The organism is Micromonospora sp. NPDC048835, assembly GCF_040649995.1.
Classification (GTDB): Bacteria; Actinomycetota; Actinomycetes; order Mycobacteriales; family Micromonosporaceae; genus Micromonospora.
The window spans coordinates 140,525-159,766 of sequence record NZ_JBEZGM010000011.1 but is presented as its reverse complement, the minus strand read 5'-3'; the positions used below and the strand labels follow the sequence as shown (position 1 = coordinate 159,766).

Sequence of the window (19,242 nt, the reverse complement as noted above, 5' to 3'; positions counted from 1 at the left end):
GCCCCGCCCCACCCCGCCCCCTCCGGCCCTCGGCCCCCGCCCCCTCCGGCCCTCGGCCCCCGCCCTCTCCGGCCCTCGGCCCCCGCCCTCCGCCGATCTTGCACTTACTGTCCCGGCAAGACCGACATAAGGGTCAATCAGGCAACAGTAAGTGCAAGATCGGCGGACAGGTGGGGGCCCGACGGCCCATCCCTGCGCCTCTCACCGCCCCGCCACGCCCTTGCCTCGATCACGACCCCGGCACGCCCTCGTGTCGCGTCGATCATGAAGTTGTGGTGCCAGATTCACGGTCTTTTGCCGCATATACTCCCCACCACAACTCCTTGATCGACGGGGCGGGGCGGGAGCCGGGCCGGGGCGAAGGCCAGGGCGGGGCAGAGCCGGGCCGGGGCGAAGGCCAGGGCGGGGCAGAGCCGGGCCGGCGCGGAGGCCGGGGCGGGGTGGGGCCGGGCCGGCGCGGAGGCCGGGGCGGGGTGGGGCGGGGGCCGGGGCGGCGCGGGGGGTGCGCCGGCCGGGGAGTTAGAGCTTGTATTCCTTGAGGAGGCCTCGGGAGATGATGGTCTTCTGGATTTCCGAGGTGCCCTCGCCGATGAGCAGGAACGGGGCTTCCCGCATCAGCCGCTCGATCTCGTACTCCTTGGAGTAGCCGTAGCCGCCGTGGATGCGGAACGCTTCCTGGACGACCTCGGCGCAGTACTCCGAGGCGAGCAGCTTGGCCATCCCGGCCTCGACGTCGTTGCGCTGACCGGCGTCCTTGAGCCGGGCGGCGTTGACCATGAGGGCGTGCGCGGCCTCGATCTTCGTGCCCATCTCGGCGAGCTTGAAGGCGATCGCCTGGTGCTTGGCGAGTGGCTGACCGAAGGTCCTGCGCTGCTGGGCGTAGCTCACCGCCAGCTCGAAGGCGCGGAGGGAGATGCCGCAGGCGCGCGCGGCGACGTTGACCCGGCCCACCTCAATGCCGTCCATCATCTGGTAGAAGCCGCGGCCCACCTGGTCGGCGCCGCCGAGGATCGCGGTGTCGGGCACGGTCACGCCGTCGAGCACCATCTCGGTGGTCTCGACGCCCTTGTAGCCCATTTTTTCGATCTTGCCGGGAATGGTGAGGCCGGGGGCGGTCTCACCGAAGCCGGGCTCCTTCTCCAGCAGGAAGGTGCTCATGTTGCCGTAGACGGACTCGGCGCCGGTGTCGGTCTTGACCAGGGTGGCCACCACCGAGGAGTACGCCCCGTTGGTGAGCCACATCTTCTGCCCGTTGAGCACGTAGGTGTCGCCGGCGCGGACGGCCCGGGACTTGATCGCCGAGACGTCGGAGCCGGTCTCGGGCTCGGACATGGAGAACGCACCGCGTACCTCGCCGGTGGCCATCCTGGGCAGCAGGCGGGCCTTCTGCTCGGCGGAGCCGTGCTGCGAGATCAGGTACGCCACGATGAAGTGGGTGTTGACGATGCCGGAGATCGACATCCAGCCCCGGGACAGCTGCTCCACCACCAGCGCGTAGGTGAGAAGTGATTCGCCGAGACCGCCGTACTCCTCGTCGATGGTGAGGCCGAACAGCCCCATCTCGCGCATGCCGTCGAGGATGTCGGTGGGGTACTCGTCGGCGTGCTCCAGCCGCTGCGCGTGCGGGATGATCTCCTTGTCGGCGAAGTCCCGAACGGTCTCCAGGATCGACTGTTGCACATCGGTCAGGCCGGGCGTCTGGGCGAGTCGGGCCATCTCAGCCTCCGGGGATCCGCGCACTACTCGTGGGTAACTGAACGCTGGGTCAGTATCGGCCTCTCGGGTCGACGAGGCCAAGGTGACCAGTCCACACAACCGCTGTGAAAAGGTTCACCGCTACGGGTAGCGTCCGGCAAGAGGGACTTTTCCGGCACCGGCAGGAGGAGGACAGCCGTGAGCTACCCGCCGCCGTCGGGACCGCCCGGGGACGAGCCGCCGCCGTCACCCTACGAGCCACCGAAGGACCAGTCGCCGTACGCGCCACCGCCGGCCGGGCAGTCGCCGTACGCGCCTCAGCCGGACCAACCGGCGTACGAGCTGCCGACGGAACGGTCACCGTACGGGCCGCCGACCGGCGAACCGTCGCCGTACGGTCAGCAGGGGCCGCAGCAGTCGGCGCACTGGAGCCAGCAACCGCCGTACCCGCCGCAGGGCCCCTACGGCCAGTACGGCCCACCACCGTCCGGGCCGGGACGGGGCACCAACGTGCTGGCGATCCTGTCGCTGGTCTTCGCCTTCGTGTTTCCGCCGGCCGGCGCCGTCCTCGGCCACGTGGCCAAGCGGCAGATCCGCACCACCGGCGAGGAGGGCGACCAGCTCGCGACGTGGGGGCTGATCCTGGGCTACGTCTTCACCGGGCTCACCGTGTTGGCCTGCTGCGGTTGGCTGGCCCTGGTGGCCTTCGGCAACACCGGCGACAGCGGCAGCTACTGACCGGCCCGCCGGCACGGGTGGCTACTGACCGGCCCGCCGGTGCTCGCGGTTACTGGCCAGCCGCCGGCGGGGACCGTTGCGCTCAACGGAAGCGGGACTCGCGGACGCTGTTGCCGCCGTCCACCACGAGCATCTGCCCGGTGATGTACGAGGCGGCCGGCGAGCAGAGGAAACTGATCGCCGCGGCGACCTCGTCCGGCGTGCCCGGCCGCCCCACCGGGGTGCCCAGCCCCTGCTTGACCTCGGCCATGGTGGAGGCCGCGGTGTAGATGGTGCCGGGCGCCACCGCGTTCACCGTCACGCCGTCGGCGATCATCTCCATGGCCAGGGCGCGGGTCAGCCCGACGACCCCGGCCTTCGCCGCGGCGTACGCGGCCTCGGTGGGCAGGGCGTTGACCGGGCCGGCGGTGGCCGCCAGGTTGACGATGCGACCCCAGCCCCGCTCGGCCATCCCGCCGATGAACGCCCGGCTGCACAGGAACGCGGTGGAGAGGTTGCGGTCGATCTCGCCGCGCCACTCGTCGTAGGTCAGCTGCGCCACCGGCCGCAGCACGCCCTGGCTGGCCCGACTGGCGAGGCCGGCATTGTTGACCAGCACCTCGACGTCGCCCAACTGTTCGGCGACGGCATCGGCGAGGGCGCCGACCTCGGACTCGTCGGTCAGGTCCGCGACGAAGCCGGTCACGCCCAGCTCGGTCGCCCGCTCGTGGATGCGTCGGGTGGTGGAGACGATGGCCACCCGGGCGCCCAGGTCGGCGAGGCGCCGTGCGGTCGCGTACCCGATGCCGTCCGGGCTGCCCGCCCCGGTGACCAGGGCGACCCGCCCGTCGAGGCGCATGGTGACCGGGTCGGCGAGCGCGACCGGCTCGTCGGGGCCGGAGTGGCCCGCCGTCGCGGTGGTCCGGGCTCGACGGGCCGCACCCGGGCGGCTGACGTCCCGTCGGGGTCGACTGCCGGAGCGATCCGCGGCGCGCGCGTCGTATGCCATGCCAGGGATCCTGCCCGTTACGACCGGCCCGAGCAACGCGGCACCCGGAAGCAGGGGCGTCGGGTTTGGGCGTCGGTGGCTACCCTGTTCCCGCACCCGAGCCGACGGAGAGTTCGCATGACCAATCCCCCGCCGCCCGGCAACTGGACCGACCCCACCTGGTCGGCTCAGCCGTCGAGCCCCGCACCCGACCCGACCCTGGTGGCCGGTCAGCCGGTCCCCGCGCAGCCTGGCCCGGCCGACCCGTACGCCACCAGCCCGTACCCGCCGGTCGACCCGTACGCCGGCGCGCAGCCGCCGGCGACCCAGCCGATGCCCGGATACGCCGCGCCCGGCTACCCCGCGCCCGGTTACCCCGCGCCCGGCTACCCGCCGCAGTACCCCGGCTACGGCTACCCGCAGCCGCCGAAGACCAACGGGTTGGCGATCGCGGCGTTCGTGCTGGCGCTGATCGGCTTCACGTCCTGCATCACCGCGCCGATCGGCGCGATCCTCGGCCACGTCGCGCAGAAGCAGATCCGGCTCAGCGGCGAGGGCGGGGCGGGGATGGCGAAGGCCGCCATCATCGTCGGCTGGATCCTCACCGGGTTCCTGGTGCTGATCATCCTCTTCTACGTTGGCGCGATCATCTACGCGATCGCGACGAGCGACAACAGCAGCAGTAGCTACTGACCGACGGGCGGGCCGGCGTACCGCCGATCGTCGGGCCGGATCGGCTGCCGGCGGCGGTCGTCCCGGCCCGGCCGGTCACCCCTCCGGCGGGGTGAACGACGAGGTACGGCTCATCCCGGCGGCCCGGCCCTTCGCGGCGACCACCAGCGCCATCTTGCGGGACGCTTCGTCGATCATCTCGTCGCCGAGCATCACGGCGCCGAGCCGGCCGCCGGCCTCCGAGGTGTAGTGCTCGTACGCGTCGAGGATCAGCTCGGCGTGGTCGTAGTCGGCCTGCGCCGGCTGGTAGACCTCGTTTGCGGCGTCGATCTGGCCCGGGTGCAGCACCCACTTGCCGTCGAAGCCCAGCGCGGCCGAGCGCCTGGCCACCTCGCGGAACGCGTCGACGTCGCGGATCTGCAGGAACGGGCCGTCGATGGCCTGCTTGTCGTGCATCCGCGCAGCCATCAGGATGCGCATCAGGATGTAGTGGTACGGGTCGCCCGGGTAGTCCAGGATCAGGCCGCCGACCACCATCGACTTCATGTTGATCGACGCCATGAAGTCGGCCGGGCCGAAGATGATGGTCTCCACGCGCGGCGAGGCGGCGGCGATCGCGTCAACGTTGACCAGGCCGGCGGCGTTCTCGATCTGCGCCTCGATGCCGATCCGGCCGACCTCCAGGCCGATCGTCTTCTCGATCTGGGTGAGCGTCAGGTCCAGCCACTGCACCTGGGCGGCGGTCTGCACCTTCGGCAGCATGATGCAGTCCAGGTTCGCGCCGGCACCCTCGACGACCTCGATGACGTCCCGGTAGGTCCACGGGGTGGTCAGGTCGTTGACCCGGACCACCCGGGTCTTGCCAGCCCAGTCGCCCTCGTTGAGGGCGGCCACGATGTTCTTGCGCGCGTCCGGCTTGGCCAGTGGGGCGACGGCGTCCTCCAGGTCGAGGAAGACCTGGTCGGCCGGGAGGCCCTGGGCCTTGCCGAGCATCTTCACGCTGGAACCCGGCACGGCGAGGCAGGACCTGCGGGGGCGACCGACTGCGGCCATGGATGCGCTCCTTCCAGCGTCCGGCGGGCAGGCCGACGCCACCTGACGACAGATCCGAGACCTTAACGATCCCAAAGGGCGTTGTGACGCCACGGTAACCTCGCGCCATGACCGGGGTGAATGGACCTGTGGAAGATCTCACTGGGCGCCGACTGGTGGTGGTGACCGGGGCCAGCTCCGGCATCGGGCTGGCCGCTGCCGTGCACCTGGCCTGCCGGGGCGACCAGGTGGTACTGGTCGGGCGGGACCCGGCCCGCCTGCAGGCTGCGGCCGAACGGGTGCGGGAGACCTCCGGTGAGCGTCCGGAGCTGTTCCGGGCCGACTTCGCGATCCTCGACGACGTACGCCGACTGGCCGAGCGGCTCCGGGCGGCGTACGACCGGATCGACGTGCTCGCCAACAACGCCGGCGCGATCGCGCTGCAACCACTGAAAACCGTCGACGGCTTCGAGATGTCCATCCAGGCCAACCACCTGGCCCCGTTCCTGCTGACCAACCTGCTGGCCGACCGGGTGGGCCGGGTCGTGGTGACCGCCTCCGGCGCGCACCGCTTCGGCGCACTGGACCCGGACGATCTGAACAAGCCACTGCGTAGTTACCGGCCGATGGGCGCGTACGGCACCAGCAAGCAGGCGAACGTCCTGTTCACCGCCGAGGCGGCCCGACGCTGGCCGGACGTTGCCGCGTACAGCTTCCACCCCGGGGTGGTCCGCACCCGGTTCGCCAACGACAGCAGGATCGTCGCGTTCGGCATGCGTTTCATGCCGTTCCGCAGCCCGGAGAAGGGTGCCGAGACCCTGGTGTGGCTGGCGAACCAGGACAGCTCCCGGCTTGTCGACGGGGGCTACTACGTCGACCGTCGACCGCGTCGGCCGTACCGGAAGGCGACGAACCCGCACCTCGCGGCCCGGCTCTGGAAGGCCAGCGCCAAGGCGGTCGGTCTCGATGACTGACCGGGCCGATGAGCTGACACTCGTCGCGATCGTCGAGTTCGCCGTCGGGGCGGGGGCCGCCGGGCAGCGCTACGAGGACGCCGTGCTGGCCCTGTTGGAACGGCACGGCGGCCGGTTGGAACGGCGACTGCACGGCACCGACGGGCAGACCGAGGTGCACGTGATCCGGTTCGCCGAACGGGCCGGCTACGAGTCGTTCCTCGCCGACCCGGACCGGGCGGCACTGCGCGCGGCTCTCGCCGAGTCGGCACCGACGACCCGGGTGATCGAGGTGCGGGAGGGCTAGCGTCGCAGCCGCCGCCGGTCGCGCCAGCGTCGCAGCCGCGACAGCACGGGCATGGCGACCAGGACCGCCAGGACGAACCCCGCCGCGAGCGCCCAGAACGGCGGCGGCCCGTAGTGGGGACGGCCGGATTCGCGTACCGCGCCGCTGATCGCGAGATCGGCGGCGACCGACAGGTCGGTGATGCCCTCCGGGGTTCGGAAGAGCACGTCCGGGGCGGTCGCGCCCCGGCGGAGCACGACGAGTTCCACCGCCTCCGTGCCGACCTCGTGATAGGGCCCCCAGGCGACGTCGTGCTCCTCAGGGAGGTCCTCCGCCTCCGGCCCCGGCACGCCGACCAACGCGACAGCCTCGTCCGCCGAGCGCCACCCGAGCAGTTGCACGAACGAACGGGAGCGCAGCGGCGGGAACGCCGGGTCGGCCAAGGGGGTGCCGTCGACTGTGGACCGCAGGGCCACCGTCCAGGTGCGCCGGTAGGACGGCACCGGGCAGTCGGTGCAGGTGGACCGGCTCAGCACCGCCAGCGACCGGCCGTCCGGCAGCCAGGACCCGGCCCCGGCCAGCCGCCCGCCCGCCAACGGCAGCTTCCGGTACGGCGCGGCGACCCGATCCGCGCCCGCGTCGTCCACCCGGGTCAGCCAGACCTCGTCGCGGACCTGGAGGGCCAGGTCGTCGCCGTCCGGCGACAACGCGGCCGTACGCCCCGGCGGGATCCAGGCGGTGCCGGCCGGCACCCGCAGTACGTCCGTCCCACGATCCCGGTCGTAGACTCCGACGGACGGGGTGGAATAGGTGTTCGGGGACGTGAACGTGGTGTCGGGGTCGGCGTAGACCAGGCGTTTCCCGTTCGGCGCGAACGCGAGCGGGTAGCCGTCCGGGCGGTCCGGGAGGGTCTTGCCGGACTTCAGGTCGATCAGGGAGTCGCCCACCCAGGCGTACCGGCCGTCCGGGGAGAGCAACGCCTCGAAACCCGCGACGGCCGGGTCACCGTCCAGCACGCGGTAGCGGTCGTCGGCCGCGGCCACCACACCCATCCGCGTCTCGAACCAGTTGGTACGCACGGCAGGACCACCGAAGAGCATCGCCGCCACGCCCGGCGCGGAGTAACCCACCGAGGCGGTCCGCAGCGGCGGACCGACGAGCTTGGTCGGCAGGCCAGGAGTGTCGTGACGCGGGCCGGCGGGAGGCGGCAGGGCCACCGGGTGCAGCGCGTACCCGGCGCCCAGAAGCAGGACCAGGACGGCGAGTGCGCCGGCGACGACGGCCCGGCGACGACGGTGCCGGGTCCGCGCCGCGTCGAAGAGCCCCTCCGGTACGCGCGCGGGCGGCACGTCGGCGGCGAGGCGACGCAGCGCTTCGGAGAGCCGGGTGGTCACCGGGTCACCTCCTGCGGGTCACGGCCGACGAGTTCGGCCAGCTCGGGGGCCAGGACGCGGAGTCGGCCGAGGGCGTGCCGGGTCTGGCTCTTCACGGTGCCGACCCGGCAGCCGAGCAGTTCCGCAGTCTCCGTCTCGGTGCGGTCCTCGTAGTAGCGCAACACGAGGACCGCGCGCTGCCGCGCGGTCAGCCGGGCCAACGCCGCCGACAGCACCAGCCGCAGATCGGTGTCGTCACCGGGCCCGGCGCGTTCCGGCAGCGCCCCGTCCAGCCGCTCCGGCGGGCGGGCCCGCCGCCAGCGCCACCAACTGGCCGCCTGGGTGCAGAGCACCCGACGCAGGTAGGCACGCGGGTCCGCGATCCGCTCCCACCGCACCGCGACCCGAGCCAGCGCCACCTGGACCAGGTCCTCGGCATGGTGCCGGTCACCTGTCAACAGGTACGCGAGCCGGGTCAGCCCGGCGGTCTCGGCCCGGACGAAGTCGGCGAAGCCGTCCCGGGTGCGGTCCTCAGTCGTCAACGGATCGCCCTCCTCACCCGGACAGACGCCGGGCGGGCCCGCCACGGAGGGAAGCACCGCCCAGTTTCCTCGCGCCGTGCGCTCAGTCGTCGAGCGGGGTCGGGTCGGCGGGCAGGGCGGTGGGTGCGGCTGCACGGCGGCCGGCGCGGGCCCCGCCGAGCACCACCACCGCCACCCCGACCAGCAGCAACACCATCCCGAGCAACGCGTAGGGGCGGGGGACCTGGCCCAGCCAGGCCCACCCGAGCAGGGCCGCGCCGGGCGCCTCCAGCAGGATCAGCACGCTCACCGTGGTCGCCGGGATCTTCCGCAGGGCGTAGTTGAACATCGAGTGCCCGAGCAGTTGGGCGCCGACCACCAGGGCCAGGATGGCCAGCCAGGTACGCCCGTCGAACCCGGTCAGCCGGACGCCGCCGACCAGGCTCAGGGCCAGCAGGATGAGCGCGCAGATCCCGTAGCAGATGGTGGTGTACGTGGTGGTGCTGATGCTGGTCCGGGCCCGTTCGCCGAAGGCGGTGTAGACGGCGGCGAACATCGCACCGGTCAGCGCCAGCACGTCACCGAGGACGGCCCGGCCGGAGACCCCCACGTCAACTCCGGTGGCGACCGCCGCGCCGACGACCGCCACCGCGATGCCGACCCACACCGCCCTCGGCAGTGGACGCCCCTGGGCGCGGGCGATCAGACCCTGCCAGACCGGCTGGGTGGCGACCAGGGCGGTGGACGCGGCGACCGAGGTGAGCTGGGCGCTCGGCACCCAGGTCGCGAAGTGCCCGGCCAGGGCGACCCCGGACAGGACGCAGAACAGCCCCTCCCGCCGACCGGTGCCGACGAACAGCCTGCGGAGTTCGGCGCGACGTCGAGCCAGCGCGAACGGGCTCAGCACGGCCACCGCGAGCAGGTTGCGCCAGAACGCGATGGCCAGGGCTGGGGCGGCGGCGTACGCGATCAGCGGCGCGGACGACGACACGGCGACCACGGCCAGCCCGACCGCGCCGGTGGTCAACGGATCCAGGGTCGGCCGAGGTGAAGGTGGGGGCACGGGACGTAATCCTCACACGTATGACGGTCAGCACGGAGGGTCATCACTCCGTTACGATCACGCGGTTCCGCGCCGGCGAACCTCGACCGCCCGGAGGCGTTCCCCCATGCCCAGCTACCAGGCGGTGCTGTTCGACTTCTTCGGCACCCTGACCCGTTCGGTGCAGCGCGGCGTCGCGCACGTCGGCACCGCCGAGCTGCTCGGATGCCCCACCGACACCCTGACCGACGTGCTGGACCGCACCTACTACGAGCGGGCCAGCGGCCGGCTCGGCGACGCCGAGGCGACCCTGCGCTGGGTGTGCGGCCAGGTCGGCGTACACCCCAGTGACCATGCGCTGCGGGCGGCGGTGGCGTCCCGGCACCGGGCGGTGCGCGCCGACACCTGGCTGCGGGCCGACGCGGTGCCGGTGCTGGCGGCCCTGCGCCAGCGCGGCCTGCGCACCGGCCTGATCAGCGACTGTACGCACGAACTGCCGGCCTTCCTGCCACAGCTCGCCGTCGCCCCCCTGCTCGACGTGCGGGTCTTCTCGGTGCAGGTCGGGCGCTGCAAACCGGACCCGACGCTCTACCTGACGGCCTGCCAGCGGCTCGGGCTCGCGCCCGGCGACTGCCTCTACGTCGGCGACGGCGGCAGCCAGGAGTTGACCGGCGCCGAGCGGGCCGGCATGACCGCCGTCCGGCTCGCCGCGCCGGACCTGGCCACGCACATGGTGTTCAACGCCGACCGGGACTGGCGTGGCCCGACACTCGGCACCCTGGCCGAGGTGCTCGCCCTCGTCGACAGCGACGCGGCGGTCACCGGCGTCGGCAGTCGAACGGGCTGATCACGCGCTCAGCGGCGGCGCACCCGGTGCAGGCGGAAGGGCTTGCGGGTAGCCCGGACCGCCGGAGTCTCCCGAGGTGGCTCGGCCTGCGCGTCGGCCGGCAGGTCCGTTCCGAACAGCGGCGTGCCGGCGGGAGCGAGCCGGTTCACCGCGCAGCCGTCCGCGGCCCACCGGGCCACCAGGTCGGCGGTCGGACCGGGCGCGTTGAGGCGCTTCGCCGCCACCAGCGGCGCGGTGACGTCCCACGCCTCGGTGCCGGGCTGCAACCGGCTCACCCGGGCCGACCAGGTGACGATCCGGCCGCCGTGGTCACCGCGCAGGGTGACCCGGGCCTCGGTCGCGTCGGCCAGACCGGGCGCGGTCTGCTCGCCCGGCCCGCTGACCACGAGCAGCGCACCCTCCAGCGGGGCGCACCAGAGCGCGAGGGCCGGGCCGCCGGCAACGCTGACCCAGGCCACCGCCGCCTTCTTCATCGCCTCGTCGACAAGTGGGGTGCTCTCGGGGGCGTCCTCGTCCGTCACACCAACATCCTCCCGCATCGGCGCCTCCGTTCAGCCCACGAACGGCGGCACGGCGATCTCACCGCGGGCCACCGGCACCACCTGACCGGCGACCGTCGCGCCGACCGCCACACCGTTCGCCGCGGTGACCGTGCAGGCCAGTGCGGACGGCCGGTTCATCTCCACGCCCTGCCGGACCGCGTACTCCGACCGCCCCGTTCCGGGCAACAGGCCGCTCGCCACCAACCAGACACCGAGCCCGAGCGCCGCCGAGCCGGTGGCCGGGTCCTCCGGGACGCCCATCCCCGGCACGAAGACCCGGGCGTGCGCGGTTTGCGCCGCGGCGTCCCAGGAGAAGACGCTGACGTGCGACACCCCGTACCGCTGCGCCGCCGCGGCATTCACCTGCGCGCGGGCCACCGATTCCGGCCGCACCGGCAGGAACGGAAACTCCAGCCCGCAGCCGGCGACGCGGGGCGCGGGCCCGACGTGGTCGTCGGCGACCAGCCCGGCGATCTCCAGCAACGGCTCCGGGTCCAGCTCCGGCCCGAGCGTCGGTGCGCCGCCGGTCAACAGCGCCCCGGACTCGGTCACCTCGATCGGCAGCACACCTGCCCGGCACTCCTGGGTGATCTGACCCACACCGAACATGCCCCGCCGGCACGCGGTGACCGCCGCGCCGACACTCGGATGCCCGGCGAACGGCAACTCCTCCACCGGGGTGAAGATCCTCGCCCGGTAGGTGACGCCGACCTGGGTCGGCGGCAGCACGAACACCGTCTCGGAGAGGTTGAACTCCAGCGCGAGCGCCTGCATCTGCTCGGTGGCCAGTGCCTCCGCACCGAACACCACCGCCAGCGGGTTGCCGGCGAACGGGCGGTCGGTGAAGACGTCCACGATCTCGTAGGCCAAGGTCGACATGTTGATAAACACTAGGCGCTTAGGCTGGTGCCCGTGAGTACGCCGACCCGGGTCTACATCGCCCGCCTCGCCGGAGTCGCCGTCTTCGACCCGAACGGCGATCAGGTGGGCCGGGTTCGTGACGCCGTGGCACGGCTCCGGGCGACCAAGCGTCCGCCGGAGGTGGTGGGCCTCGTCGCCGAGATGCCGATGCGCCGTCGGATCTTCCTGTCCATCAACCGGATCACCTCCATCGACGCGGACGCCGTCGTGCTCGGTTCCGGCACCCTCAACCTGCGCCGGTTCGAGAAGCGCCCGAACGAACTGCTGGTGCTCCAGGAGCTGCTCGACCGACGGGTGCAACTCGACCCGGGCGGCCAGCCCGGCGCGGTCGTCGACGTCGCGATGGAGTGCTCCAGGGGCGGCGAGTGGTCGCTGACCCGGGTCGCCGTACGCGAACACACAGGTCGGCTCAGCCGCCGCGGCCACCTGCACCAGGTCGAGTGGGACCGGGTGCGCGGGCTCAGCGGCATCGCCGACAACCGGGGTACGGCCAACCTGCTCGCCGTCCTGGAGGACATGCGCCCCGCCGACCTGGCCAACGCGTTGCAGGACCTGCCCGACGCCCGGCGTAACGAGGTCGCGGCCGCGCTCGACGACGAGCGACTGGCCGACGTGCTCAGCGAGCTGCCGGAGCACGACCAGGTGGAGATCCTGGCCGCCCTCGACCGGGAGCGCGCCGCCGACGTCCTGGAGGAGATGGACCCGGACGACGCCGCGGACCTGCTCAACGAGCTACCCCCACCCGAGCAGGACGTCCTGCTGGACCTGATGGAACCGGATGAGGCCGACCCGGTGCGTCAGCTGCTGAAGTACACCCCGGGCACGGCCGGGAGTGTGATGACCTCGGAGCCGGTCATCCTGCCGCCGGACGCCACGGTCGCCGAGGCGCTGGCCCGGATCCGGGAGCCGCAGCTCTCCCCCGCCGTCGCCGCGCAGGTCTTCGTGACCCGGGCACCGCAGAACACGCCGACCGGTCGCTACCTGGGCATGGTGCACTTCCAGGCGCTGCTGCGCGAACCTCCCGCCGACCTGCTCGGCAAGGTGGTGGTCAACGACATCGACCCGCTGCGCCCCACCACGCCGCTGCCGGAGATCACCCGGCGGATGGCCACCTACGACCTGGTCGCCATGCCGGTGATCGACCGGAACAACCGGCTGGTGGGTGCGGTCACCGTGGACGACGTGCTGGACCACTCGCTCCCCCGGGACTGGCGGGACCGCGACGCCCTGGTCGCCCCGGGCGCCTCCGACTCCGCGCTGGACGCCACCGATGGCTGACCAGCGGCGGTCGGAGCGTCTCGACCAGCCACGCGAGCCCCGGGGGGTCAAGCTCCCCCGGTTCGACGCGGAGGCGTTCGGTCGGTGGTCCGAGGGCATCGCCCGGGGCATGGGCACCGCGAACTTCATCGTCGTCATGACGGTGGTGATCACGATCTGGTTCGTCTGGAACACGTTGGCCCCGACGGACCTGCGCTTCGACCCGTACACCTTCACGTTCCTGACCCTGGTGCTGTCGTTGCAGGCCAGCTACGCCGCCCCGCTGATCCTGCTGGCGCAGAACCGGCAGGCCGACCGGGACCGGTTGGCGGCGGAGGAGGACCGGCGGCGAGCCACCGCGCAGAAGGCGGACACCGAGTACCTGGCCCGGGAGATCGCCGCGCTGCGGATCGCGCTCGGCGAGGTCGCCACCCGCGACTTCCTCCGCTCCGAGCTGGCCCGACTGGCCGAGGAGCTGGACGAGGCGGGCCAACGACGGCAGCGACTGGAGCGCCGCCAGCAGGAGAAGGACAGCCGCCAGCAGCGCCGTGGGCAGCGGTCGACCGACGGTGCCGGCCTGGACGAACCCCGCGACGACGTGGACGGCGACTTCACCCGGGACCCCCGGCCGGACGGCACCGGCCCGCGCCGTTCAGAGGGCTGACCACCGGGCCATCGATTGGCTCACACCGCCCCGGGCAGCGGCGGCGGAGGATGCCCCGCGACGTAGCATTGCGGGCATGTCAGCACCCGTGAGCACCGTCGAGGACGCGATCCAGGCCGCCCTGGCCACCGTCAACGACCCGGAGATCCGCCGGCCCATCACCGAGCTGGGCATGGTCCGCTCCGCCACGATCGGTGCCAGCGGCGTCGTACGCGTCGAGCTGCTGCTCACCGTCGCCGGCTGCCCGCTCAAGGACAAGCTGCGTAACGACATCACCGCCGCCGTCGCCGCGGTGCCCGGCGTCACCGGCGTGGAGATCGACTTCGGGGTGATGACCCCCGAGCAGCGGCAGTCGTTGCAGTCGCAGCTACGCGGTGGCGGCGCCACCGAGGAGCCGGTCATCCCGTTCGCCCAGCCCGGCTCGCGCACCCGGGTCTACGCGGTGGCAAGCGGCAAGGGTGGCGTCGGCAAGTCCAGCGTGACTGTCAACCTGGCTGCGGCGCTCGCCGCCCGTGGGCTCTCCGTCGGCGTGGTCGACGCGGACATCTACGGCCACTCGGTGCCCCGGATGCTCGGTGCGGACGGCCGACCCACCCGGGTCGAAGACATGATCATGCCGCCGCAGTCGCACGGCGTGAAGGTGATCTCCATCGGCATGTTCACGTCCGGCAACGCCGCCGTGGTGTGGCGTGGCCCGATGCTGCACCGTGCACTGCAGCAGTTCCTGGCCGACGTCTACTGGGGCGACCTGGACGTGCTCCTGCTCGACCTGCCGCCGGGCACCGGCGACGTGGCCATCTCGCTGGCCCAGCTGCTGCCCAACTCGGAGATCCTGATCGTCACCACCCCGCAGACCGCAGCCGCCGAGGTGGCCGAGCGGGCCGGCGCGATCGCCCTGCAGACCCACCAACGGGTGGTCGGCGTCATCGAGAACATGTCCTGGCTCGAGCTGCCGGACGGCTCCCGGATGGAGATCTTCGGCGCCGGCGGTGGTACGGCGGTGGCCGAGTCGCTGAGCCGGACCATCGGCGCGCAGGTGCCGCTGCTCGGCCAGATCCCACTGGACACCCGGGTCCGCGAGGCCGGCGACGCCGGCACCCCGGTCGTGCTCGCCGCGCCGGAGTCCCCGGCAGCGCAGGCACTCGGCACGGTCGCCGACCGGCTCGCCGTACGCCGTGAGTCGCTGCTCGGCAGGCCGCTCGGCCTCAAGCCCGCCGGCCGCTGACCCCACGCCCGGCGCGCGCACGCTGCGCGTCGCGCGGTGCTGCGCAGCGTGCGGTCCCGCATGATCGACTCGGTTTCCAGGAAGTCGCGGGGTCCTACGCCCTTCGACCGGGCGGTTTCCTGGAAACCGAGTCGATCGGGTGACCGGACCGGTCAGGTGGCGTCGTCGTAGCTGGCGCGGGGGGCCGGCGCGGTGGGGCTGCTCGTGGCCGTGCCGGAACGGGCCTCGTTCGACCGGAGGTCGGCGGCGCTGGCCACGTCCTTGAGGTCGTTGTGTACGCCGCTGACGTCCGCGCGCAGGTTGTCGTAGACGCCCTGTAGCGGCTTGCGGATCGCCGCCTCGTCCTCCTCGCTGAGGAGGTGCTTGCGGATGAACGCCTTCGGGTGCAGGTCTTCCAGTTGGATGTCGGTGCCGAGTTCGCGGCTCAGGTCGCCGGTGGCGTTGCGGGCCATGTTGCGCAGGTTGCGCACCAACCGCAGGCCGTCAGTGATCACGGCGGGGAGCCGGTCGCCGAAGATCAGCAGCGCCAGGAGCAGCAGCGCACCGATCTCCCACCAGTTCAGGTTGTCGAGCATCCCGCAGGCCTCCTCTCGGCGTCAGCAGCAAGACTACGCACGCCGGAGGGCTTTCCGGCAAGGGGTGCGCCGCTGTTCACTTCGCGTCCGCAGCCAGTGTTACCGAGGTGTTCTGCCGGGTGGTGCCCCGCCGATACTCGACTGTCACGACCGAGCCCGGCGCGTACTTGCGGACCAACGCGGTGAGGTCCGTCGGCTCGGTCATCGGCCGCCCGTTGATCTTGAGGATCACGTCACCGACCTTCAACCCGGCTATCTCAGCGGGGCCGGACGGGGCCACCTCGGCCAGCCGCAGGCCACCCCCGACGACCCCGGTCGGGCCGTCGACCCGGGCCCCGATCACCGTACGCCGGGCCTTGCCGGTGCCGATGATGTCCTGGGTCACCCGCTTGGCCTGGTTGATCGGGATGGCGAAGGCGAGCCCGATGTTGCCCGCCTCCTGCCCCTCGGCGACAAGTGACTTGATCGTGGAGTTCACCCCGACCACCCGGCCGGCGCCGTCGACGAGCGGGCCACCCGAGTTGCCGTGGTTGACCGCGGCGTCGGTCTGGATGGCCGCGTAGTAGCGCACCGGGCCGCCCGGCTCACCGGCCTGCATCGTCCGGTCCAGGGCACTCACGATGCCTGCGGTGACGGTGTTTGCCAGCGACAACGGCGAGCCGATGGCGAGCACCGGGTCGCCGACCGCAAGCGCGTCGGAGTCCCCGAACTCCACCGGTCGCAGCCCGGGACGACTGACCTTGATCACCGCGATGTCCGACTCGGCGTCCTGGCCGACGATCGTGGCCGGGGCGGTGCTGCCGTCGTTGAAGACCACCGAGGCCTTGCCGGTGCCGCCGGCCACCACATGGTCGTTGGTGATCACGTGGCCGTCGGCGGTGGCGATGAACCCGGAGCCCTCGCTGGTGCCGCCGAGGCTGCTCACCCGGACGGTGACCACGCTGGGCAGGACACGGTCGGCGACCCCGGCCAGTGACTCCGGTTTGCGTTGCGCCAACGCCGGCACCTCCGCTGGCGCACCACCGAGGACCGTCGCCCCGGCACCGCCGCGGACCGCGAACGCGTAGCCAAGCGCACCGCCGAGCGTGCCGGCCAGGAGGGCGGTGAGCACGGGGATGAGCAACAACTGCCGCAGTGTCGGCCGGCCCGGTGCGTCGGGGTCGGTGACCGGCTCGGGTTCGGCACCGGGGGCCACCATCCCGGGCATCACCACAGCGGTCGGTGCCGCCGGGTCGCGCCACGGGTCGGCGAGCGCGTCCGACCACCAGGGCGACGCGTCGGCCGAGGGGGGCCCGCCCGAAGCTGGTGCCGGCCAGCTCGGCGGCCCCACCGACGGGGCTCCTGCCCCGGGCGGTCGCGCCGGAGTCTCACCGCCCCGGCGCCAGTCCCAGCCGTCGGTCACGTTGGTGCCTCCCAGTCCGTCCTGGATCCCGCACCGCGTCGCCCGGCCATGGGCCGGTCCGGTCGCGCCTGACGGGATACCGCCTCCAGGATTGCACGGAAGTACGCGGTGCAGTCAGCGGTTGCCCCGGTGATCGCTTCCGGCGGAGGCGCGGCTGCGCCCCACGACGGTCGCCTCTACGCTCACAGTGCCAACCCGCCCCCGCACCACGCACCGCCCCCGGAGGTGCCCCATCGCCACGGTCGCCGGTTCCGGCAGTTCGACGCAGGCTCTGCAGTTCGCCGAGTCCTACGTCACCGAGGATCTCGTGCTGCGTACCGCCCGCAGTCTGGCCCGGGAGGTGGGCCTCGACGCGGTCACCCCCGGCGCGGGGGCGGCGTTGCGGCTGCTCGCCGCCGCCGGCAATGCCCGTGCGGTGGTGGAGATCGGCACCGGCACCGGGGTGAGTGGCGTCTGGTTGCTGCGCGGCATGCGCGCCGACGGTGTGCTCACGACGATCGACGTGGAGGTGGAGCACCAGCGGATCGCCCGTCGGATCTTCACCGAGGCGGGCTTCGCGGCCGGCCGCACCCGGATCATCACCGGTCGGGCGCTCGACGTGCTGCCCCGGCTCGCCGACGGTGCGTACGACCTGGTCTTCGTGGATGCGGAGGCGACCGGCTTCCACGCCTGTGTCGAGGCGGCGCTGCGGCTGTTGCGACCGGGCGGCGTGCTGGCGCTCAACGGCGTGCTGGCCAGTGGCCGGATCGGCGACCCGGCCGCCCGGGACGCGGAGACGGTGACGGTTCGCGAGACGATCAAGGCGGTCCGGGAGTCGGAGCACTGGACCCCCGCGCTGCTTCCGGTCGGGCACGGGCTGCTCGCCGCGGTGAAGTGCTGATCCGGGCGCCGGACGGGTCAGCGCCCCGGGCGGGCCGGGGCGCCGACCCGCTGCCTAGTTGACCTCGGCGAGCCAGCGGAGCAACGACCGGACGCCCCAGCCGGTGGCGCCGCGACTGACCTCGGCCTGGTCGCCATCGGCCCAGGACGGGGCCGACATGTCCAGGTGCAGCCAGCGGTCCCGTAGTTCGCCGGTGAACTCGCGCAGGTAGAGCGCGGCCAGCACCGAGCCGGCGCCCTGCGTCGGTGCGCTGTAGAGGTCGGCGATCTCGCTGCCGAGGTACTCGACGTAGTCGGTGTGCAGCGGCATCCGCCACGCCGACTCGCCGGCCGCCTCGGCCGCGGCCAGCACGCTCGCGGCGAGTTCGTCGTTGTCGCTGTACAGGGCGGCGGTGCGCTTGCCCAGCGCCACCGAGTTCGCGCCGGTGAGCGTGGCCACGTCGAGCAGCAGGTCCGGCTCGAGCTGCTGGACCGCGTACGCGAGCGCGTCGGCGAGGACCAGTCGGCCCTCGGCGTCGGAGTTGGTCGTCTCGCTCGTCGTACCGCCGTAGTGCCGGATGACGTCGCCGGGGCGGAAGGCCGCGCCGCTGACCATGTTCTCGGCGAGGGGGGCCAGCGTGGTGATCCGGACCGGCAGCCGCAGTGCGGCGGCGCCCACCGTGGCGGCGACGACGGCGGCCGCGCCGGCCATGTCCTTGCGCATCAGCTTCATCGACGCCACCGGCTTGATCGAGATGCCGCCGGTGTCGAAGGTGATGCCCTTGCCGACAAGCACCACGTGGGTGCGCGCGTTGGCGGGGTGCCAGTCCAGTTCGACGAGTCGGGGGCCGCTGGCGGAGCCACCGCCCACGGCGAGGATCCCGCCGAAGCCCTCGGCGGTCAGCTCGTCCGGGCCGCGGACCCGCAGCCGCAGGTCCGGAAGATCGGAGGCGGCGGAGGCCACCTGGTCGGCGAACCACTGCGGGGTCTTCACCGAGGAGGGAGTGTTGGTCAGATCCCGGGCGAGGTGGGTCATCGCCGCCGTGGTCCGGGCCGTTTCGAGGGTGTCCTCGTACGCGGTCGGGTCGGCGAGCAGCAGGTCGACGCCGGTGAGCGCCGGTTGGTCACCCGCCTCGGTGAGTCGGAACCGGTACGGGGCGAGCAGCAGCCCCTCGGTCAACCCGCGAACTGCGGCCGGGGTCACCTCAGCCGGTAGCGCGAGGGTGATATGCGTCTCAGCCGCTGCGGAGCGGGCCAGGGCCGCGCCGGCGGTCCGCCAGGCCGCCTCGTCGCCGGCACCGATGCCGAGCAGCAGCAGCCGGCCGGGGGTACGCCCGGGGCGCAGCTGGGTGTGGATCTCGCCGGTGCGGCCGGTCAGTCGGGCCGCTGACACCAGCGCGTCGGCCTCGTCGGCCGTGCCGTCCGGGGCCACCACGGCGGTCGACACGGGCTGGGCCGAGGTGTCACCGTCCGCCGTCGAATCGGCGGGGCGGACGGGCAGGACGAGGACGTCGAGCCGGTCGGGCTCGGCGATCAGACGGATGGCGAGCACGCGGAACCGAACCTCCAGGGAAGTGTCGCGGATCGGCAGCGAACCTGCCTGCCCGCAGCGTTGAAGACCCTGAGCCACCGGCGAATCCGGTGGCCCAGGGTCCGAAGAACGTTCCGGGCG

Annotated in this window: 20 protein-coding genes; 9 read left to right on the top strand and 11 right to left on the bottom strand. The window is 72.7% G+C overall.

The window, feature by feature from the left end; all coding sequences use genetic code 11:
• Nucleotides 1-519 precede the first annotated feature (519 nt).
• A complete protein-coding gene (locus AB0C15_RS15960; RefSeq protein WP_357352446.1) occupies nt 520-1,716 on the bottom strand; it encodes an acyl-CoA dehydrogenase family protein in 1,197 nt (398 codons plus the stop codon).
• Nucleotides 1,717-1,893: 177 nt separating this feature from the next.
• Between AB0C15_RS15960 and AB0C15_RS15955 the strand changes: the two genes are divergently transcribed.
• Complete coding sequence (locus tag AB0C15_RS15955; protein ID WP_357352444.1) at nt 1,894-2,433, top strand: DUF4190 domain-containing protein; 540 nt, start codon at nt 1,894-1,896, stop codon at nt 2,431-2,433.
• 82 nt (nt 2,434-2,515) lie between these two features.
• Here AB0C15_RS15955 and AB0C15_RS15950 read toward each other — a convergent pair whose 3' ends face one another.
• The gene (locus tag AB0C15_RS15950; protein WP_357352442.1) at nt 2,516-3,421 is read right to left on the bottom strand and encodes an SDR family NAD(P)-dependent oxidoreductase; all 906 of its coding nucleotides are present in this window, start codon (nt 3,419-3,421) and stop codon (nt 2,516-2,518) included.
• Between the two features lie 117 nt (nt 3,422-3,538).
• On the opposite strand from AB0C15_RS15950, the gene AB0C15_RS15945 reads away from it, so the two are divergent.
• Nucleotides 3,539-4,093, top strand: a complete 555-nt coding sequence (locus AB0C15_RS15945; protein ID WP_357352440.1) for a DUF4190 domain-containing protein — start codon at nt 3,539-3,541, stop codon at nt 4,091-4,093.
• Nucleotides 4,094-4,168: 75 nt separating this feature from the next.
• Here the strand turns inward: AB0C15_RS15945 and AB0C15_RS15940 are convergent, their stop codons facing one another.
• Entirely contained in the window at nt 4,169-5,125 is a 957-nt protein-coding gene (locus tag AB0C15_RS15940; RefSeq protein WP_357352438.1) for a CoA ester lyase, read from the bottom strand.
• Between the two features lie 128 nt (nt 5,126-5,253).
• On the opposite strand from AB0C15_RS15940, the gene AB0C15_RS15935 reads away from it, so the two are divergent.
• The gene (locus AB0C15_RS15935) at nt 5,254-6,078 is read left to right on the top strand and encodes an SDR family NAD(P)-dependent oxidoreductase (RefSeq protein WP_357352562.1); all 825 of its coding nucleotides are present in this window, start codon (nt 5,254-5,256) and stop codon (nt 6,076-6,078) included.
• Nucleotides 6,071-6,364: a hypothetical protein gene (locus AB0C15_RS15930; protein WP_357352436.1), complete on the top strand. Its 294-nt coding sequence runs from the start codon at nt 6,071-6,073 to the stop codon at nt 6,362-6,364. Before AB0C15_RS15935 ends, AB0C15_RS15930 begins: the two co-directional genes overlap by 8 nt.
• Here AB0C15_RS15930 and AB0C15_RS15925 read toward each other — a convergent pair.
• The 3 genes from AB0C15_RS15925 to AB0C15_RS15915 form a co-directional block, all read right to left on the bottom strand.
• On the bottom strand, nt 6,361-7,737 hold the full coding sequence (locus AB0C15_RS15925) for a hypothetical protein (protein ID WP_357352434.1): 1,377 nt from the start codon (nt 7,735-7,737) through the stop codon (nt 6,361-6,363). The two genes, AB0C15_RS15930 and AB0C15_RS15925, sit on opposite strands and share 4 nt — an antisense overlap.
• On the bottom strand, nt 7,734-8,258 hold the full coding sequence (locus AB0C15_RS15920; protein ID WP_130406991.1) for a SigE family RNA polymerase sigma factor: 525 nt from the start codon (nt 8,256-8,258) through the stop codon (nt 7,734-7,736). Before AB0C15_RS15920 ends, AB0C15_RS15925 begins: the two co-directional genes overlap by 4 nt.
• Nucleotides 8,259-8,340: 82 nt before the next feature.
• Nucleotides 8,341-9,300 (bottom strand): DMT family transporter, encoded by a 960-nt coding sequence (locus tag AB0C15_RS15915; protein ID WP_357352432.1) that lies wholly within the window; start codon nt 9,298-9,300, stop codon nt 8,341-8,343.
• Between the two features lie 106 nt (nt 9,301-9,406).
• Between AB0C15_RS15915 and AB0C15_RS15910 the strand changes: the two genes are divergently transcribed.
• Nucleotides 9,407-10,126, top strand: coding sequence for an HAD family hydrolase (locus AB0C15_RS15910; protein ID WP_357352430.1), 720 nt, complete (start codon nt 9,407-9,409; stop codon nt 10,124-10,126).
• 8 nt (nt 10,127-10,134) lie between these two features.
• On the opposite strand, the gene AB0C15_RS15905 is transcribed toward AB0C15_RS15910, so the two are convergent.
• Both AB0C15_RS15905 and AB0C15_RS15900 read right to left on the bottom strand, forming a co-directional pair.
• Entirely contained in the window at nt 10,135-10,665 is a 531-nt protein-coding gene (locus tag AB0C15_RS15905; protein ID WP_357352428.1) for a hypothetical protein, read from the bottom strand.
• A gap of 12 nt (nt 10,666-10,677) precedes the next feature.
• On the bottom strand, nt 10,678-11,547 hold the full coding sequence (locus AB0C15_RS15900) for a PhzF family phenazine biosynthesis protein (protein WP_357352426.1): 870 nt from the start codon (nt 11,545-11,547) through the stop codon (nt 10,678-10,680).
• Between the two features lie 33 nt (nt 11,548-11,580).
• On the opposite strand from AB0C15_RS15900, the gene AB0C15_RS15895 reads away from it, so the two are divergent.
• The 3 genes from AB0C15_RS15895 to AB0C15_RS15885 all read left to right on the top strand — a co-directional run bounded on the left by AB0C15_RS15895 (nt 11,581) and on the right by AB0C15_RS15885 (nt 14,735).
• Entirely contained in the window at nt 11,581-12,867 is a 1,287-nt protein-coding gene (locus AB0C15_RS15895) for a CBS domain-containing protein (protein ID WP_357352424.1), read from the top strand.
• Nucleotides 12,860-13,510, top strand: coding sequence for a DUF1003 domain-containing protein (locus AB0C15_RS15890; RefSeq protein WP_357352422.1), 651 nt, complete (start codon nt 12,860-12,862; stop codon nt 13,508-13,510). Before AB0C15_RS15895 ends, AB0C15_RS15890 begins: the two co-directional genes overlap by 8 nt.
• Nucleotides 13,511-13,586: 76 nt before the next feature.
• A complete protein-coding gene (locus tag AB0C15_RS15885) occupies nt 13,587-14,735 on the top strand; it encodes an Mrp/NBP35 family ATP-binding protein (protein ID WP_357352420.1) in 1,149 nt (382 codons plus the stop codon).
• A gap of 152 nt (nt 14,736-14,887) precedes the next feature.
• On the opposite strand, the gene AB0C15_RS15880 is transcribed toward AB0C15_RS15885, so the two are convergent.
• Nucleotides 14,888-15,310: a preprotein translocase subunit TatB gene (locus tag AB0C15_RS15880; RefSeq protein ID WP_357352419.1), complete on the bottom strand. Its 423-nt coding sequence runs from the start codon at nt 15,308-15,310 to the stop codon at nt 14,888-14,890.
• A gap of 76 nt (nt 15,311-15,386) precedes the next feature.
• Nucleotides 15,387-16,727 (bottom strand): trypsin-like peptidase domain-containing protein, encoded by a 1,341-nt coding sequence (locus AB0C15_RS15875; protein ID WP_357352560.1) that lies wholly within the window; start codon nt 16,725-16,727, stop codon nt 15,387-15,389.
• 256 nt (nt 16,728-16,983) lie between these two features.
• On the opposite strand from AB0C15_RS15875, the gene AB0C15_RS15870 reads away from it, so the two are divergent.
• Nucleotides 16,984-17,592: an O-methyltransferase gene (locus tag AB0C15_RS15870; protein ID WP_357352558.1), complete on the top strand. Its 609-nt coding sequence runs from the start codon at nt 16,984-16,986 to the stop codon at nt 17,590-17,592.
• Between the two features lie 54 nt (nt 17,593-17,646).
• On the opposite strand, the gene AB0C15_RS15865 is transcribed toward AB0C15_RS15870, so the two are convergent.
• Nucleotides 17,647-19,122: a leucyl aminopeptidase family protein gene (locus AB0C15_RS15865; RefSeq protein WP_357352417.1), complete on the bottom strand. Its 1,476-nt coding sequence runs from the start codon at nt 19,120-19,122 to the stop codon at nt 17,647-17,649.
• Nucleotides 19,123-19,242 lie beyond the last annotated feature (120 nt).